The organism is Chroococcidiopsis sp. CCALA 051 (assembly GCF_003015105.1).
In the GTDB taxonomy this organism is placed as follows: Bacteria; Cyanobacteriota; Cyanobacteriia; order Cyanobacteriales; family Chroococcidiopsidaceae; genus Chroococcidiopsis; species Chroococcidiopsis thermalis.
The window spans coordinates 1-16,294 of sequence record NZ_PYCI01000018.1 but is presented as its reverse complement, the minus strand read 5'-3'; the positions used below and the strand labels follow the sequence as shown (position 1 = coordinate 16,294).

At 43.6% G+C, this 16,294-nt stretch carries 16 protein-coding genes and 2 pseudogenes; 8 read left to right on the top strand and 10 right to left on the bottom strand.

Annotated features, from left to right (window positions below; genetic code table 11):
• Positions 1 to 40: 40 nt before the first annotated feature.
• From C7Y66_RS06450 to C7Y66_RS06420, 7 genes are all read right to left on the bottom strand, one after another.
• Complete coding sequence (locus tag C7Y66_RS06450) at positions 41 to 1,204, bottom strand: glycosyltransferase (protein ID WP_106544938.1); 1,164 nt, start codon at positions 1,202 to 1,204, stop codon at positions 41 to 43.
• Positions 1,182 to 2,441 (bottom strand): glycosyltransferase family 4 protein, encoded by a 1,260-nt coding sequence (locus tag C7Y66_RS06445; RefSeq protein WP_106544937.1) that lies wholly within the window; start codon positions 2,439 to 2,441, stop codon positions 1,182 to 1,184. The genes C7Y66_RS06450 and C7Y66_RS06445 overlap by 23 nt, the downstream gene beginning before the upstream one ends.
• Positions 2,438 to 3,586: a glycosyltransferase gene (locus C7Y66_RS06440; protein WP_233222555.1), complete on the bottom strand. Its 1,149-nt coding sequence runs from the start codon at positions 3,584 to 3,586 to the stop codon at positions 2,438 to 2,440. The genes C7Y66_RS06445 and C7Y66_RS06440 overlap by 4 nt, the downstream gene beginning before the upstream one ends.
• A 5-nt stretch (positions 3,587 to 3,591) precedes the next feature.
• Positions 3,592 to 4,737: a glycosyltransferase family 4 protein gene (locus tag C7Y66_RS06435; protein WP_106544935.1), complete on the bottom strand. Its 1,146-nt coding sequence runs from the start codon at positions 4,735 to 4,737 to the stop codon at positions 3,592 to 3,594.
• A 349-nt stretch (positions 4,738 to 5,086) separates the two neighbouring features.
• The gene (locus C7Y66_RS06430; RefSeq protein ID WP_106544934.1) at positions 5,087 to 5,776 is read right to left on the bottom strand and encodes an ElyC/SanA/YdcF family protein; all 690 of its coding nucleotides are present in this window, start codon (positions 5,774 to 5,776) and stop codon (positions 5,087 to 5,089) included.
• 290 nt (positions 5,777 to 6,066) lie between these two features.
• On the bottom strand, positions 6,067 to 6,726 hold the full coding sequence (locus tag C7Y66_RS06425; RefSeq protein ID WP_106544933.1) for a DUF2301 domain-containing membrane protein: 660 nt from the start codon (positions 6,724 to 6,726) through the stop codon (positions 6,067 to 6,069).
• A 3-nt stretch (positions 6,727 to 6,729) separates the two neighbouring features.
• Positions 6,730 to 7,524, bottom strand: coding sequence for an S-adenosyl-l-methionine hydroxide adenosyltransferase family protein (locus tag C7Y66_RS06420; RefSeq protein WP_233222554.1), 795 nt, complete (start codon positions 7,522 to 7,524; stop codon positions 6,730 to 6,732).
• A gap of 129 nt (positions 7,525 to 7,653) precedes the next feature.
• Here C7Y66_RS06420 and C7Y66_RS31600 point away from each other — a divergent pair, with 129 nt between their 5' ends.
• Both C7Y66_RS31600 and C7Y66_RS06415 read left to right on the top strand, forming a co-directional pair.
• On the top strand, positions 7,654 to 7,809 hold the full coding sequence (locus C7Y66_RS31600) for a hypothetical protein (RefSeq protein WP_199197274.1): 156 nt from the start codon (positions 7,654 to 7,656) through the stop codon (positions 7,807 to 7,809).
• A 233-nt stretch (positions 7,810 to 8,042) separates the two neighbouring features.
• Positions 8,043 to 8,891: a DUF1361 domain-containing protein gene (locus C7Y66_RS06415; RefSeq protein WP_106544931.1), complete on the top strand. Its 849-nt coding sequence runs from the start codon at positions 8,043 to 8,045 to the stop codon at positions 8,889 to 8,891.
• A gap of 121 nt (positions 8,892 to 9,012) precedes the next feature.
• Here C7Y66_RS06415 and C7Y66_RS06410 read toward each other — a convergent pair whose 3' ends face one another.
• Positions 9,013 to 9,615, bottom strand: coding sequence for a DUF1517 domain-containing protein (locus tag C7Y66_RS06410; protein WP_106544930.1), 603 nt, complete (start codon positions 9,613 to 9,615; stop codon positions 9,013 to 9,015).
• A gap of 115 nt (positions 9,616 to 9,730) precedes the next feature.
• On the opposite strand from C7Y66_RS06410, the gene C7Y66_RS06405 reads away from it, so the two are divergent.
• Positions 9,731 to 10,573, top strand: a complete 843-nt coding sequence (locus C7Y66_RS06405; RefSeq protein WP_106544929.1) for a prephenate/arogenate dehydrogenase — start codon at positions 9,731 to 9,733, stop codon at positions 10,571 to 10,573.
• Positions 10,574 to 11,214: 641 nt separating this feature from the next.
• Complete coding sequence (locus C7Y66_RS06400; RefSeq protein ID WP_106544928.1) at positions 11,215 to 11,991, top strand: YdcF family protein; 777 nt, start codon at positions 11,215 to 11,217, stop codon at positions 11,989 to 11,991.
• A 126-nt stretch (positions 11,992 to 12,117) separates the two neighbouring features.
• On the opposite strand, the pseudogene C7Y66_RS06390 reads toward C7Y66_RS06400, so the two are convergent.
• Positions 12,118 to 13,370 (bottom strand): annotated as a pseudogene (locus C7Y66_RS06390) (ATP-binding protein); the annotation flags it as partial.
• Positions 13,371 to 13,534: 164 nt separating this feature from the next.
• Here C7Y66_RS06390 and C7Y66_RS06380 point away from each other — a divergent pair.
• The gene (locus C7Y66_RS06380; protein WP_233222553.1) at positions 13,535 to 14,302 is read left to right on the top strand and encodes a chemotaxis protein CheW; all 768 of its coding nucleotides are present in this window, start codon (positions 13,535 to 13,537) and stop codon (positions 14,300 to 14,302) included.
• Between the two features lie 85 nt (positions 14,303 to 14,387).
• Here the strand turns inward: C7Y66_RS06380 and C7Y66_RS33305 are convergent.
• Positions 14,388 to 15,186: pseudogene (locus C7Y66_RS33305) on the bottom strand (ISAs1 family transposase).
• Between the two features lie 117 nt (positions 15,187 to 15,303).
• On the opposite strand from C7Y66_RS33305, the gene C7Y66_RS06365 reads away from it, so the two are divergent.
• The 3 genes from C7Y66_RS06365 (at position 15,304) to C7Y66_RS06355 (ending at position 16,188) form a co-directional block, all read left to right on the top strand.
• Positions 15,304 to 15,705, top strand: a complete 402-nt coding sequence (locus C7Y66_RS06365) for a hypothetical protein (RefSeq protein WP_199197266.1) — start codon at positions 15,304 to 15,306, stop codon at positions 15,703 to 15,705.
• A gap of 77 nt (positions 15,706 to 15,782) precedes the next feature.
• Positions 15,783 to 15,944, top strand: coding sequence for a chemotaxis protein CheW (locus tag C7Y66_RS06360; RefSeq protein ID WP_199197265.1), 162 nt, complete (start codon positions 15,783 to 15,785; stop codon positions 15,942 to 15,944).
• Between the two features lie 13 nt (positions 15,945 to 15,957).
• Positions 15,958 to 16,188, top strand: a complete 231-nt coding sequence (locus C7Y66_RS06355) for a CheR family methyltransferase (protein ID WP_370143917.1) — start codon at positions 15,958 to 15,960, stop codon at positions 16,186 to 16,188.
• The last annotated feature ends 106 nt before the right edge of the window (positions 16,189 to 16,294 follow it).

Sequence of the window (16,294 nt, the reverse complement as noted above, 5' to 3'; positions counted from 1 at the left end):
ATACAAGCACCAGAGCGCGCTGTATACTGCTACATGTAAGTTAGACATGAGGAGCTAAGGTATAAATTTCCATCATGCGACGATAGTTTTCCTCCGCAGTATACTTAGCCTCAAATTCAGCCCTAGCTGCTTGGCGCATCTGCATCAGTTCTTCTGGATGTGATAAAGCCCACTCTACTTGCTCTACAAGGTTTTGGGTGTTACCTGGAAGAAAATGAAGTCCGGTTTGCCCAGGCGTAACTAACTCGGCGATCGCACCAATTGCTGAAGCTACTACAGGAGTTCCCTTGGCAAAAGCCTCGATCGCAACTCTGCCAAAAGTCTCGTACCATTCAGAAGGAAAAATCAACAAAGCAGCTTCTCCCATTAACTCGTAAACCTCTTCCAACGGTCTGCGTCCTAGCCACTCCACTCCTGGTACGCGCTTTGTTGCCTCAATAACTTGAGGTGCTAACGGTCCATCGCCAACAATTTTCAAAGGGATTTTTCCGCCCAATTGTTCCCAAGCAGCTAGTAGCGTCCCTAAACCTTTTTCTGGCGAAAGCCGCCCGACAAAAATAGCGTATCCACCACGTCCTGTTCCTGGTGCGGGAGCGGGATGTAGAAAATTAGTTTTAAATTGAATTTTTTTCTCCGGTAAGCCACCTTGAACGAATTTCTGCAAAGCAAAATGGCTATACGCTACGAATACATTTACTGTTTTTGTCCAAGTACACATCATCGAGTGCAAGTTCACCATTGCCGCTACAACTCCACTCGCAGTTTGACTATCTCGGTAGCAACCGCGAACGATGCCAGGTATAGCACCGCATTTTCCCAAACAGTCTTCGCAAATCTTGCCATCGCGAAAAAACAGAGCATTGGGGCATAAGAGACGATAATTGTGCAAAGTTTGGACGACTGGTACACCTTCATCTTTCATGGCGTGATACGCGGCTGGAGAAATCAGAGGAAAAGTGTTGTGGAAATGAGCAACCTCCGGTCGTTCCTGGCGGACGATCGCCCGTAGGTCGCGGTATACATCGTTATTCCAGATTGTTTTTTTCGCCAGAGTTAGAGGATTCATTCCCTCAACGCGATCGTTATGAATCGTGTAGCGATGTACTTGATGACCGCGTGTTTCTAAAAGAGCTGATTCGGTAGCAAAGATTTGTTCTTCACCACCTGGTTGTTGGTAATAGTTATGAACTGTGAGAATACGCATGGGGAATTGTTTGTCGATTGAGAATGTTGTCGTAGCACTGAACTAACTGCTGACCCTTATTTGCCCAGTTGAACAGCTCGTTTGCCCTCTTCTGTCCTGCCTTGCCCAATTCGGCACTCAGTTCAGCATCGTTTGCCAGACGAGACATAGCATCAGCAATACCTGCAACAGCTTGCTGAGGTTCGATTGCGGGGACTTTAAAACCTGTTGCCTCGGTGACCTGAACCGCTGGTCCACCTAAATCGAGACAGACAACCGGACGACCTGCTGCCATTGCTTCTAAGCAGACAAATCCTCCAGATTCGTGCAAACTAGGATGAATCAATGCTCGTGCATCTGCCATCATTTGCCAGATGCGTTCGCGGGACATCTCAGGGCAGAACATGACTTGAGAGATAATCCCTAACTCTTGGGCGAGAATTTGCAGCCGTTTCCGTTCGGGTCCGTCTCCCACAATCCAATACTCGGCATCAGAGGGTAAATCTGCTTGAGCAAAGGCACGTAGTCCCAGGTGAAAACCCTTCCAATGCAGCAATCTACCAATAGAAATAAATCGGACTGGGCGATCGCTAGAAATATAACTCTGACTCAGACGGGCGATCTCTTCTGGGAGTAAAGCGACTTGGGAAAGGACTTTGACGTTTTTCGCTCCCATTTGAGAGAGTTGTCGCGCCGTATCCTCAGTAGTTGCCCAAGCTAAGACAGAGCGTCTGGCTGTCAAACGAGCAAACGGATCGAGTTCTCCTAAACGACGAGAGAAGTCACGCAGTATTTCGTAGACCTTACCTTTCCAGCTAAAATCTTGCCAAAAAGCCTTTGGTGCAGTTTCGCCGCCGCCCACAGGACCCCAAATGAAGGGAACTGGTATCAGAGAGAGGAAACTAGGACTAGAGTACTTAACAAAAGTAACGTGCTGAATTAAGTCGAAGCCAATTTGACGATGCAGTTGACGGGCAACAAAATAAGCTTGAATCTGCCAGAGATAGTAGTGGATTTGGAAAGCTCCATTGCCCCACTTCCAACCGCCACCCCAGATTGGTAAGGTGAAATAGATAAAATGCAGGTTGGAGACTGGATGACGGACTAACTCTGCTTCAATTGCCTCGCGACCGTCATCAGGTCGAGTTAGTACCCAAACTTGATGATATTTGGCAACCTCTCGAACTGTGTTCCAGCCTACCCCTAGTTCAGTTCCTCGACCTGGTTCGCAGGCATAGGCAGACAATAGAATCTTCATCGACACAGTACCTCTTGGCGGACTAACCCAGTGGTAGAGAAATCTAAATATTGCTGAGCGATTTTCAAATACTGAAAGTCTCGCGCCCGTTTACGCGCCTGGTTTTGATAATGCTGCTTGAGGCTGGAGTTGCTGAGGATTTGCAAAATTCCTGTTGCCAGTGCTTCTGAATCTCCAGCAGCTACCATCATTCCGTGCTTCCCATATTCGATCAGATCCTTCGATCCGCCCGGGGCATCGTTGACGACAACAGCCGCACCGCAAGCCATTGCTTCTTGTAAAGCGATCGGACATCCTTCCCAAGCGGATGCGAGTACGAATACGTCACAGGCAGACATGTATCTGTAAGGGTTGCGGTCGTATCCCGGCATCGCTACGCAATCTTCAATTTGGAGTTCGTAGCACAGGTTTTCTAGTTGCGATCGCAAGGGTCCTTCACCCAAAATCAACAATCTGGCAGGCTGAATCTTGACAACGCGGGCAAAAGCACGCAGCAATACATCGAGTTGTTTTTGCTTGGCTAGACGAGCTACCGTAACGATGGTTGGTGTTTCAGAGTCTAGAAACCAGGGGTGATCGGTTGGTTTTTTCGCTAGTTGTTGCACGCGATCGAGGTCAATGGGGTTGAAAATGACCCGCATCGGAATACGCGGTGGCACTTTAATTGTTTCAACTAAGTCGGCGATCGTATCTTGAGAAACGGCAATTAAGCCATCACCATAGGGATACGTGTACCGCATTAGCATCGGCAGAGATTGCAGGTGCAGTTTATCTTGATGCTCGATGCCTGTTTCTAAGCTAATAATATTGTGTTCGCCAATAATAATTTGGCTATCAATTCCTGATAGATACCTTGCCCAGATTGCCGTGATATTAAAATACCAAGGCATTGGAAAGATAACATCTGGTTTACTTTGTTTGAGATAGCGAACAGTTGGGAGTAGAGAAAAAGCCGTGCGTTGAGTATTGAGAGTAACTATATTAATGTCTGGATATTGCTCTTTTTCTGCTTGAGTTGCCTTTAAAACCACAAACTCACAATTGATTCCTAATTCCTGAAAGCCGCGCGAGAGGGCAGTTCCTAAGCTAGTGAACGCACCACCTCCAATATCATGCGTCAGGATAGCAACTTTTTTCATAGTCATAAATTTCAATTATTTAAAACTAGATTTGTCACCTGAGCTAAGCATTTTGATGCTGCTTCTGGGGTATATTGACACATGATTTGTTGCGATTTTTTACCCATGTCTGCGATCGCAGTCGGGCGATTGATAAACTGACACATGAGTTCGGCTAGTTTTTCCGGCTGAGTAGGATCGAATACATAGCCATTCTCACCATGCACTATAAGTTCTGACGTTCCCGCACCTGTAGAACATAAAATTGGTTTACCCATCAGCATTGCTTCTAGTACCACCACACCCCAAGTATCTTCTAGCGTTGGTAGTACGAAGATATCAGCATTGTGAAAATAAGCACTGATGAGGTTGTAATCTACTCTGCCTACCCACTGGATGCGATCGGTTAAATGATGTTCTTGGCTGAATTTTTCTAATTCTTCTCGTTGCGAACCATCACCAATAATCTGTACGGTATATTCTCGATATCCCTGTTGCTGAAGAATCTTGCAGGCTTCTAGCAAAATCTGCAAACCTTTTCTGGGAATAATATGTCCGACGAAAAGAAAAACTGGTCGCTGGAGTTGAGAATTATCTAACTCAAGATTTTCCTGAATTGCTAAAGTTTTGGTATCGGGAATTTCGTAAGGCTGAACGAAAACGCGGCTGTCTTTAGCGTTAAGAATATCTACTAGATAGGCTTTTCCAGCATGACTGTTGGTAATGCAAGCATCGGCAAGCTTAACCATTAGTCGCCGAAACAATAAACGTAATGCTGAATTGCGATAGTCTACACTAGGCGAACTACCTTCATAGGCAATGATGACTCGCCAGCAACAAAGCGGTTTTAATAGGAGTGCTAGAATTGTCCAAATGCCAAAAGAACTAGAAAATATGGCATGAGGTCTAAGCCGAAGCAAGTGGAAAATAATATTGGGAGACAGATATGTGAAATTAGATCCGTAGCTTGTCGTTTCTCGCGCCATTTCTAGCACATGAAATTTACCGATAACTTCTACTACAAATGAGTTGTCAAATCCTCGTGCAAAACCAGGAAAAAGTCCGGTAAATACTTTAGTTTGAGGAAATATCTGTGTAAATTGGCAAAGCGCTGGCTGCCAATAAAACCACGCAACAGGCAACAACCACGCAATCCGAAAATTATGACTACGATCCACCTAAGGATACCTCTAGAAATACAAATATCAACTGCAAAGTGCAGCCGGAGAAGATTACTACCTAGCTGATTTGAATAACTTTGAATAATATCTTTGCATCTGTCTCTGATGGCGTTTTTAAAGATGTCATCAGAAGATAAGACTTAAAAATATATTTATAATGTAACTATCTTTACACCGATCGGCTTGTGTTTTTACCAATTTTACGTAAAATTTGAATTTTACGAGAATATACGTAGCATTCTTAAAGAAGAAGTAAAATTTGAACTATATCATGTACGGGAAGCCGATGGCGATCGCCACAAATAACTTCTGTAGGCTGCATAGGCGATCGCTGTTTGTACTTGGTTTAAGTATTCCAGTTAATAAAACGCGCGTAAATATATGCAACTAACTCATTAATCAATTTCCGCACACCTGCACTGTAGCGCCACCAGTATTTTGGATCGTAATCGATGGGTGGCATGGCAATAATACCGACTTTAGTATTGGTTGAAGCTAGTGCTTGACGATACAGCAGCCAGCTTCGTCTAGCATGTAAATCGAGTGTTAGTAAATCGATCGATTTTATTGGTGTATTTGCCTTTTCTAACCACTGTTTAAAAGCAATAGCAGAAGCATAAGTTCGGTCTTTACGTACTTCTGGTGTCGGGACGGGAACGATTTTTTCTGACTCTAATCCTAACGTTTTTAAGGTTGCTGCTGCTAGCTCGGCATAATTTTTATATTCAGCTAAGTAGCATCCTCTTTCAATTGGAATACCTGTAGTCACGATCTGGCGATAGGAACCGCGTTTAAATCTAGCTAGTGCCTCTTTAACTGCATAGTCTGGTAGCCAGCCTTCAATGACCAAAACTTCAGCGTTAACTGGTTGATTAACAGCTAGAAATGAAGGTAAGTTACTAATACTGACAGTCAATAAAGTTAAAGTCAATAAGATCAAAAATAACCATCCCCATACCGTAGGTAACCATATTTCTTGTTGTCGAATGAGAGTGATATTTAGTATTTTGAATTGCGATCGCTTTTTAGCAGCCATTAAAAATGTAGTTTTGCATAGCTTAGGGTGTAGAATCTACTTTAATCCAAAATTCGATTTCAGTCGTAAACTCTTCAAACTTAGCAGTTTTGAGCGAAGAGAATTCGCGACTAGACAAACTAAGTCCGCGCAGGCGGACTACAGATATAGCCTTTTTCAATTCGATGAAATACAAGATCTGTAGGGGCGCACAGCTGTGCGCCCCTACGAATGTATCGCATCATAACAAGAATCGCTATAAGTGAGTTTCAAACCATGTTTTGTGAGTTTTTCTAGCGCAGGGGTAACTTCTACTGGCTATCTACTGTTGCTGTCTTTTGTGCCTTTAAATAAGCAAATACGGATTTATCACCGATGTCAGGTGGGATTGGTTGTACTGCTTTACGAATGGCAAAGATAACGAATAGTACAGCCCATGTACCAAGCATGATTTGTTCCCAGTGGAGCGGTAAGATTCCGCTTAAATGTCCTAACAATAGAAGTGGTACTAGAGGTGTGAGAAATTTGGTTTCAAACCGATTAAAACAAAATGCTTCTTTGAAGTAAATTCCTGTGAGCGCTGCAAAAATAAAGCCAACACCCAATAAAGTCACTGGATGTTCGTAAACTGTGACAGCTAGCGGCGTACTATTGGTTAATGCGATCGCGACTGCGGCGATCGTCCCGATCGCCCAAAATATTTGTAGGACGCGATGCAATACTGCCAGATATATATGAATAGTTAGTAAGCTAACACCCAATGCACCGCAAAAACAGAAAAATAGGGGTGTGAGTGCTGGAAAAACACCGGGATGAGGGTTCGACAGAACTAGAGTACTACCAATTGCAAAGCTGAGGGCGGCGATCGCTAAGCCAGTTCGATAGATAATAACACCGAGGCGATCGCTTTTATCGATTGTAAACTCACCAAACTGACCTTGATATGTTTCGGATACTATTTGTTGAGTCATAACTTACCTCTCACTAATAACCACTTCTACTCTATCTCCCCAATGCTGCTGCAATTGTAACTGGGCATTGCCGCAATTGATGGCAATTTCTACCCAGCCATGACTACCAACTAAGGCGAGTGCCGCTTCAGGAGGGACGTTGCTGTATGTTTGACACCCTGGGACGATTCGTTCGCCTAATCGTACTGTCCAAGTTTGATTTTCCACGTCGCTACCAGGAATATTGGTGACTAAATTACCAAAGCGATCGATATATTGGATGCAACCAATTATTTCTGTAGGAGTATAGATTAACTGGGGTAAGTCTAACTGTAGTAGCGTAGTCAGATCGATTGTTTTACCCAATTCTCTTAGGGGAACTCCACTCGCAAGATGCGCCCCTACTGGGGCAAAAATATCTCGTCCGTGAAAAGTCTTTGAGAGTTGGGGAGTGCGCCAGTATTGAGAATGAGTCAGTTCTACAACGGCGATCGCAGGGCTTTGACTCAATATGCCGCTAAAAATTCCATTATCTGGTCCCACTAGGAATCCATGCTCGAATTCTATGGCGATCGCGCGTCTATTGCTACCTACCCCAGGATCGACTACAGCCACATGCACTGTTCCATCAGGAAAATAGCGATAGGCATCCAACAAGCAAAATCTAGCCGCGGCGAGATTCTGGGGCGGGATCTCGTGAGTAATATCGATAACTGTCAGCTTAGGGTTCACTTGGGCGATCGCGCCTTTCATGACTCCTACATACATGTCACTGAAGCCAAAATCACTGGTTAAAGTCAAAATCCGGGTTGAATTCATCTGTATTACAGGCATTTGCTGGAATATGTCTTAAAAATGTTTAAATTTATTTCTGTAGCTATTGTTACTAAAATCTCTCTATGTTAGGATAAATCAACATAAACAAGATAAGTAAAAATAATGTTCTCTATGAGCAGAAATAAACAACAAGCTGTAAAACAAGCTGCCGAAGCTCACCGTCAGAATATTCAAAAAAGTCTACAGCATCGTCTGGATGTTGCCAGAGCTAACGGAGATGAGCATCTCATCCGCCAGTTAGAAGCAGAAATGAGATACTTCAACTGAAGCTGCAACTAAGTTTTTGTCACAAGGTTTGATGCCACTGACTTGATAAATTACAAACAACCGATAAAATACTGACATTCGCAGGATGCATCTTAAGTGCATCCTTTTTGTTTTCATATCCTTTGTTTAACTATCCGCGCGATCGCACTCAGAAGGCTAAGCACTAATTGGGAATAGCTATACTGGTTGGTTAAAGTTCCTACTCAAATACCAACTTAACTGAGGATATGCCCATGCCCGCGGATCTATCAACCGTGATGACAGATGTATGGCACGTACTAACTAAAAACAATCGTTGGATGAGCTGGAATTTGTTTCTAGCTTTTGTTCCTTTAACTTTGAGTGCGTGGCTATTTCTCAGAGGAAGCCAAAAGCGGCGTTGGCTATTTTGGCTATTATTTTTAAATTTATTGACTTTCTTACCGAGTGCGCGTCATGTTTTAACTAACATATTACGTTTCAGTACGAGTATCGTTACATCTGAGCTAATATGGGTCGTACCCTTAGTTTGTATTCCTTTATATCTCTTATTTATCTCATCCGGTAGAGAGCATTGGCAAACTTTTAACTGGTCGATTTTATTTTTAGTATTTTTTGCTTTTTTACCGAACGCACCGTATGTTTTAACTGATATCATTCATTTATATCGAGATATTAGAGATATTCACTCAGTTTGGCTAATTACTTTGGTTCTCATACCAGTATATGTATTATTTATGGGAGCAGGATTTGAGGCATACGTACTCTCATTAATTAATCTAGGTTCTTATTTACAAAGAATTGGTAAAAGTACGTGGATTTTGGGTGCAGAACTCATCACTCACGCTTTGTGTGCGGTAGGAGTTTATTTGGGAAGATTTTTGCGGTTTAATAGTTGGGATTTCATCACCCAACCCGATACTTTAGTAACTGCTGTGGTTGAAGATTTATTTGGCAAACGTCCGGTTGTCATTATGATTGTTACCTTCGCTGTTATTACTGGTTTGTACTGGTTGATGAAGCAGGTTACGCTTAGAGTTATGGGGAAAAGTGATTTAGAAGCTATTTCTGCTGGGGAAGAGGGCAAAATCGATCTGTTGTAAAGAAAAGACGCAAGATTTCGTCTTTTTATAGCAATCATAAATAATTTAAGAACAACAGATACTTTGACAATAAGGTGGGCGTTGCCCACCATACATCTAAGTTTGTCTTGAGAAATTCATTTTACAAAGGCACTAATTCAGGAAAATGTAGTAATAGTTGATCGTTTGTCAGTTCTTCGCCAAATTGGGCGGGAGAAAACTGTACTTGAATTGCCCACAATCTTTTTTGATAGTGAAGATTAATCAGGGCTTTTAATCCAGCTTTCATCGCATTTATATCTGCCAGATTAGTTTCTAATTCTGGCACTTCTCCGTCATAAACTACACTCAGCATGACGACTAAGTTACGGGTAACGGGCAAGGAAAAAGATTCATCTGTAGTGGCGGGTGAACTTAAATCTGGTTCGCTTAAGTAGCGTTGGGCAGAATCAGTAAATAATTCGTTGAAATAGTCGCTGGCTGCACCTTCATCCCAGAATACATCGCCTTCATTTGCCCCAGAGAGCCAATACTCGTCATATTGCAGCAAGCTTTGACAAATTTCTGCCAAACCTTCGCCTACGACTTCAATATCGCCGTCAGCGTCTATGGCTTCCCTTGCCTGACGGTTGAGAATTCCTAATAGCGGTGCTACTTCTTGCCCTGCAAGATGGAGAAATATCCGACAGCCAACAAAGCGAGTCCGCCCTGACATCCGATTCATCCGATCGCGCCATGAACTCATGATCTTCCCTCCATATCCTCTTACTCAATTTATCGCGCTCTCACAAATCTTTCTCCCCCTCGATCGCTAGATTTAAGGGAATTGACGGTAAGATCGGAAGCAAAATTGTCAAGTCATGAATATCGGTATTATCGGACTGGGGTTGATTGGAGGCTCGTTGGGCTTAGACTGGCGATCGCAAGGACACAAAGTTTTCGGTGTCAGTCGGCGCGAATCTACTTGCGCCCAGGCGATCGCTTGTGGTGCTGTCGATCGGGCTAGCGCCGATCTTGCCAGTCTCAAAACCGCAGAAGTTATTTTTATCTGCACTCCTTTGGCAGCGATTCGCCCTACCGTAGAACAACTGATTCCCCACATAGATCCAGCAACAGTTTTAACCGATGTCGGTTCGGTAAAAGCCCCAATTGTAGATGCGATCGCCCCTTTGTGGCACAATTTTGTCGGCGGACACCCAATGGCTGGTAAAGCCGAAAGTGGTATTGAAGTTGCCCAAACAGGATTATTTATCGGCAAACCTTATGCGATCGCCGCGATTGATACTACACCACCAACAGCCGTGAAGGTTGTCGAGCAATTAGCGCGATCGCTCCAAGCTACTATATATCATTGTCACCCAGCCGATCACGACCGCGCCGTCAGTTGGATTTCTCATTTACCAGTCATGGTTAGCGCCAGTTTAATTGCTGCTTGTGCCAGCGAACCTAACCCAGCAGTTCTGGAATTGGCACAACAACTTGCTAGTTCTGGATTTCGCGATACAAGTCGCGTTGGAGGTGGGAATCCTGAATTAGGAGTGATGATGGCGCGGTACAATCGCCCAGAGTTGTTGCGATCGCTACAACAATACCGCGATCGATTAGATGAGATCGCGCAATTAATTGTACGAGAAGATTGGCAAACCCTAGAACAACAATTAAATTTAACTCAGCTAGCCAGACCAAAATTTTTACGAGAGTAATGTCACACTTTTGAGTTGCAAGATATTAGGTAAAATTTTAGTCTATTTTGGTAGATCGTCAATTGAACTACCATTTCCACAATTGCTCAATATAGAGATGAGTGTTATTTCATCTCTATATAGCAATCCTATTTGATTCATGAATGTGGAGCAGGCTAGAAGCCTACTTTACAAATCATTTAGAACTGCTATATTTATTTCTGATTTCTACTCATTAAAGATAAGTTAAATCCGCTCGGAAGCTATAGAAAGTACTGGGCGAGATCGGCAATAGAAGAAATTTGGCAGCGATCGCAAATAGTTTCGGTTGACTGCTAAAAGCTCGATGGTAGATTGCAGGTTGCAATTATATTGTATTCCTAAGAATGCTTATATAACTACATAAATATAAATCGATACGTGTATTCTCGAAAATGCAGGAACATAAAAAGAGGGTAGGAGGTCTTAAATTTGGGAATGCTTTGTCTCCCATCTTCTGTATTCTTAATTTAGTAATTTATGTATATTGCAACACTGAAATTTACAGATAAATAATAGTAAATCTAAGGTTTATAACTCGTAGCGAAAAGTTATAAATCTACCTAGTATGTTTACATAGCTTAATGATATAGTAAGTATTTGTACTGCTGAGGGTAACTTCAATGCTAGACCCTGCTTTATGCGCTCGTCCTCTGAGCCAGTGGCTTGTCTTGAAGTCAACGCTTTCCCACTGGCTGATGACTCCCGTACTGGTTGTCATACCGCTAACAGCTTTCATTCTGCTAATCAAGTTTTTTCCCAAATGGCGTTGGAAGCGTTACATGTTGGTGATGGGAAGTTTATCGTTAGTAGCTTACTTTCTTGTTAGTTTTCCGGCTACAGTCGCGATCGCCAGTAAGGGATTAATTGCCTTTTTACCTGAAGATCCGGGTAGGAAAGCAGATGCGATCGTGATTTTAGGTCGCGGTGCGTACATGAGAAAGTCTAGAGTAGAGGTTGCGGCTGACTTGTGGAAAAGCAAACGCGCTCCCCTAATTTTTGCCAGTGGTGCAGGGGATGGAGCAGATATTGTGAAGATGCTCAAAACGGAAGGAGTCCCCAAGTCAGTATTGAAAGCCGAAAGTTGTTCTCAGACAACAGAAGAGAACGCACTATTTACAGCGGCGATGTTGCAACCGATGGGAGTGAAGCGAATCGTTTTGATCACGGACTCGCCACATATGATGCGATCGCTATTAACGTTTCGCAGTCTAGGGTTTACTGTTTTTCCCCGTCCTACTCCTTTGCCTGCAAACTTGCCACCCACAAGAAGGGCAATGATGATTTTCTACGAATACATGGGTTTATTTAACTATGGCATCAAAGGGTACTGGCAACCTCAAAATGCAGAAATGGAGCAAAACCCGTACATAGCTCAACAGCAAGCAGCAAACGGTTGACAGTTATCAGTGACTAGTGACCAGTGACTAGTGGCTAGTGGAACCAGAATCGCTCCTCCGCTCTGCTCCCCTGCTTCCTCTGCTCCCCTGCTCGTGCGCTCCCTACTCCCTGCTCCCTTCATAAATCAACTGTACCGTTAATGTTGCCCCCATACCCTCACCGTGGCTCTCTGCCCAAATTGTACCGCCATGTAACTCAACTAATTGACGAGCGATCGCTAAACCAAGTCCCAAACCGCCGTGGGCGCGAGTCATGCTACTGTCTGCCTGTCGAAAATATTCAAATATGTAGGGGAGAAAATCTGCACTAATGCCTTTACCTGTATCGCTCACTTGGATTTGGGCGTAGTTGGTAGTTGGTAGTGGGTAATGGGTAATGGGTAATGGGTAATGGGTTGTGATTCTCCCCTGCTCCTCTGCTCTCTTCCCCCTGCTCCCTGCTCGTCCCTGCTCCCTGCTTCCTGCTCCTTGCTCCCTACCCGTGTGAGCGAGATCTCTATCTGTCCGCCAGATGGGGTAAATTTAACTGCGTTAGAAAGTAAATTCCATACAACTTGCTGGAGGCGGCTGCTATCACCCCGCACCATTCCTACATTAGGGTTCAAACTGAGTCCAATCTGAATTGATTTTGCTTCTGCTGCCAGAACTACGGTATCTAAGGCAGATGTAATTGTATTTGCCAGATCGACTATTTCCCAATTAAGTTTCAGCTTGCCCCTCAGAATGCGGGAGACATCTAATAGATCTTCGATTAATTGTGCTTGTAGCTTGGCATTGCGTTCGATGGTATCGAGAGCGCGATCGATTGTTGCAGGATTTAACTGATTTGTTCGCAACAGTCGCGACCAACCTAAAATTGGGTTGAGAGGAGACCGAAGCTCGTGGGAGACGATCGCCAAAAACTCGTCTTTAACGCGGTTTGCTTTCTCTGCTGTTTCCTGAGTTACCAATGCTCGATCGCGCATCTGGCGATATTCTTGGACTCTAAATGTGAGATCTGTCACATCTTGAATTGATAATAGGGCGTAAAACTCATCCCCCTCTAAAGCAGGTAACGAGGTGACAGTTGTATGCTGAATGCGCATTTGCCCCTGGGGTAGAGAGGCGGGAATGACGTGTTTGTGTAACTGAGAAGAAAAGATGGTGGGGGGTCCGCCTTGAAATATTTGCTGCAAGCGGTTGGCATACTGAATTTGATGAAAGTGGGGGTAGCGATCCCCGATACAAGTCCCTAACATTTCAGCTCTAGATAGCTTAGTCCATTCTTCTAAGCAGCTATTCCAGAACAAGATCGTTAGATCCGAACGCAAAATACAAGCCCCCAAAGGCACTTGGTCTAGAATACTAAACTTCTGCTGGGCTTGCTTCAGTTGCTCCATACTCAAAAATAAATAGCGATCGCAAAAACTTCAGCGCTAAACTATCATCTCTAACACAACTATGCTACTTCTCCGATCGCTGTAATGAGTTGGTCAAACGTTTGTAATTCAAATATTAAAATTAGATCGCCAATTACTTGAAGCTGTTCGATTGTAAAACTTGCTTGCGCCAATACAATTGTGAAGTCATCCGTTTTGCCATTCCTCAAGCAAGCATTCAAGAATTGGTACAACTGGAAGTAGAGGCATCTTGGCTTGAGATTGAAACATTCTACGATATTCCTGTATATAGGTTGCGTGGTAAATTATTGCCTTTGGTTTATCTAAATCAAACATTACAACTACAGGCAGTAAGAGCCAATGTAGATATTATTAATATAGTTGTCATCAATGTGGACAATTACTACTTTGGTTTAGTTGTTGATGAAATTCAAGATATCCAAGATATTGCCGTCAAACCTTTAGGAAAACAACTACGAGATGTCTCAGCTTTTGCTGGAACAATAATTCTCGGTGATGGCAAAATAGCATTAATTATCGATGCCGTCGGTTTAGCAAATTGTGCTGGTGTTACTTCGCAATTACAGCAGCAACTGGCGATCGCTACAGCTACAGCAGTAGAAGAACGCACGGGCGATTGCCAGTCGATCTTGCTTTTTCATGGCGGATCGGGCGCACGCATGGGACTGCTGATGTCTCAGATTTTCCGTTTAGAAGAATTCGATCCGATTGCGGTGGAAATTGTGGCAGATCGACCAGTGGTGCAATACCGAAATACAATTTTGCCTTTGATTTACTTGCATCAAATATTTGGTAATTCTGATGTTTCTAAAAGCAGATCCCCCCAACCCCCCTTGACAAGGCAGGGCTGTTTCATTGTAAAAAGGAAAATAGACGACTCAGATCGTGAGCTAAATGACGTAGCCCTTTGACGAGCGAGTCAAAGCCATTGTAGCGGAAGAGATTGAGTGCAATAGTTCGCACAATCGCAAAATTGACAGGGGCATGACCATCACATCAGGGAGAGCGATCTTCCTGAAGCACCACATCTTTAATCCAATGGAGGCGATTTTCAATCTGCCAGTGAGAACGAATTAACTTGGCAAACTCAGCAGCATCAACTGCTAAAGAACTGATATAAAACATCGTTTCGCTGAAGGGCTGGTTTGCTCTTGTGCCAGCACGTTCGACCCGAATCATGCGTTGTATCCCTACCCAAGAAGACTCGATGCCGACAATCGAGTCCAAAACACTCACCGTCCTTTGGGTGTATCGGTCGCGGCACTGTTCGGTTTGAATGTCTACACTCACAGGGGGAATTAGCGCAAACTGAGTCCTCAAATACTCCAGCAAATTCGGTTGGTTGCCTTTAACGGCAATCACATAGTCATTTTCACTACTGACGAGCTGCTGGACGGTTTTTTTGGGTGTGTAGCGCATCTAAACTGAAGCACACACCCTTCAATTCCAACTTATCCAACAATAGCTCAACTGTTTTGATTTCACTAGTGTCATGATTTCGCATCGACTCCAAGCCCAGCACCACACCTTGAGCGACACTAAAGGCAGATACCACACTGACAAAATCTTGATAGGCGGAGTCGTAATCACTCAGACTGGCTTTGATACTTTTGCCATCGATAGCAATTTGCTCGTTGGGCATTGGTGCAAACGCCTCTTGTGCCCAAGCATTGAACGCTTGGGTGAAAGACTGATAATCCACCCTGACCATCACGCGGCGAATTGTTGATAAGCTGGGTAGTCGTTGATTCGGCAACCTCAACAACTCCAACAATACCAATTGGTGGCGTGACACAAAGTCGGCTCACGGACGATATCCATTGCAACCGCTCATCGTACCCATAATTACTAACACCAACACTACCCATAAGGGATAGCGCGGTTGTGTGCGGAAATCCCGTACTCCTTGAAGATGCTCAATCAGGCTCATCCAACCAAAAATTCGGTAAAACTACTCCTCCATTATTTATTTTCTACAGCCAATAGATCAGCCCTGCCCTTGACAAGGGGGGCAATATCTCATCAACTGTCCTGGGCAAGGGAGGTTATAAATGGGAAAGATGATAAACTGCAAGTCATTGTTGTGGAGCTAGATCGAGAGCGCAGCCTTGGTTTGGTAGTAGAACGCATTCTCAATATTGTTGAGGAACCATTGGCGATCGCGGGTCATGCGACTCGATCCGGTATCCTGTATTTGGCAGCTATTCAGGGTCAAGTTACCGAAATTCTCGACCTGCATACAATAGTTCAAATTGCCTATCCGTATTTACTTCAATCAGTTAACAGTTATCAGTTATCAGTGACAAACAACTAAATGCTTACATATGACCAATGACTAATGACTAATGACCAATAATAAATATTTTACGAATTAAATAGAGTTATATAAACATGACTGAAGTTCAGCAATATTGTACTTTTTTTATTAACAAAATTCATTTTGGGATTGACATCAAACAGGTAGAAGAAGTCATTCGGGTTCCTGAGATAACTCCCGTACCCCTTGCGCCTATTGATATTTGTGGTTTAATCAATCTGCGGGAAAAATTGTGACGATAATCGATAAATCAATCTCATTCATCCGTGGTTATCAATGCCAGCAATGGATGTTATCTTCCTGCGAAATGTGTTGATTTACTTTGATACTGATACAAAGAAATCCACTCTCAAAAAAGTTAGACAGCAATTAAGACCGGATGGCTACTTATTTCTCGGTGGTAGTGAAACCACAATTTATCTAGATGAATCGTTTGAACGAATACAGCAGGAAGGAGGCGTATGTTATCGTTTGCGGTGAACATTTATCAGGGAGCAGGGAGTAGGGAAGAAGCAGTCTCTTATTCACATCTCCGACCCCACCACGAAGCCAGCAAAAATCTCGGATGCCGTCTTCTTCTTGAAAA

What these genes read in the sequence shown, in the direction of transcription:
- C7Y66_RS06360 (WP_199197265.1), top strand. Translation starts at nt 15,783, where the DNA reads ATGACTGAAGTTCAGCAATATTGTACTTTTTTTATTAACAAAATTCAT.
- C7Y66_RS06445 (WP_106544937.1), bottom strand. Translation starts at nt 2,441, where the DNA reads ATGAAGATTCTATTGTCTGCCTATGCCTGCGAACCAGGTCGAGGAACT.
- C7Y66_RS06425 (WP_106544933.1), bottom strand. Translation starts at nt 6,726, where the DNA reads ATGACTCAACAAATAGTATCCGAAACATATCAAGGTCAGTTTGGTGAG.
- C7Y66_RS06405 (WP_106544929.1), top strand. Translation starts at nt 9,731, where the DNA reads ATGAATATCGGTATTATCGGACTGGGGTTGATTGGAGGCTCGTTGGGC.
- C7Y66_RS06410 (WP_106544930.1), bottom strand. Translation starts at nt 9,615, where the DNA reads ATGAGTTCATGGCGCGATCGGATGAATCGGATGTCAGGGCGGACTCGC.
- C7Y66_RS06365 (WP_199197266.1), top strand. Translation starts at nt 15,304, where the DNA reads ATGCTCAATCAGGCTCATCCAACCAAAAATTCGGTAAAACTACTCCTC.
- C7Y66_RS06440 (WP_233222555.1), bottom strand. Translation starts at nt 3,586, where the DNA reads ATGACTATGAAAAAAGTTGCTATCCTGACGCATGATATTGGAGGTGGT.
- C7Y66_RS06450 (WP_106544938.1), bottom strand. Translation starts at nt 1,204, where the DNA reads ATGCGTATTCTCACAGTTCATAACTATTACCAACAACCAGGTGGTGAA.
- C7Y66_RS06420 (WP_233222554.1), bottom strand. Translation starts at nt 7,524, where the DNA reads ATGAATTCAACCCGGATTTTGACTTTAACCAGTGATTTTGGCTTCAGT.
- C7Y66_RS06400 (WP_106544928.1), top strand. Translation starts at nt 11,215, where the DNA reads ATGCTAGACCCTGCTTTATGCGCTCGTCCTCTGAGCCAGTGGCTTGTC.
- C7Y66_RS06415 (WP_106544931.1), top strand. Translation starts at nt 8,043, where the DNA reads ATGCCCGCGGATCTATCAACCGTGATGACAGATGTATGGCACGTACTA.
- C7Y66_RS31600 (WP_199197274.1), top strand. Translation starts at nt 7,654, where the DNA reads ATGAGCAGAAATAAACAACAAGCTGTAAAACAAGCTGCCGAAGCTCAC.
- C7Y66_RS06430 (WP_106544934.1), bottom strand. Translation starts at nt 5,776, where the DNA reads ATGGCTGCTAAAAAGCGATCGCAATTCAAAATACTAAATATCACTCTC.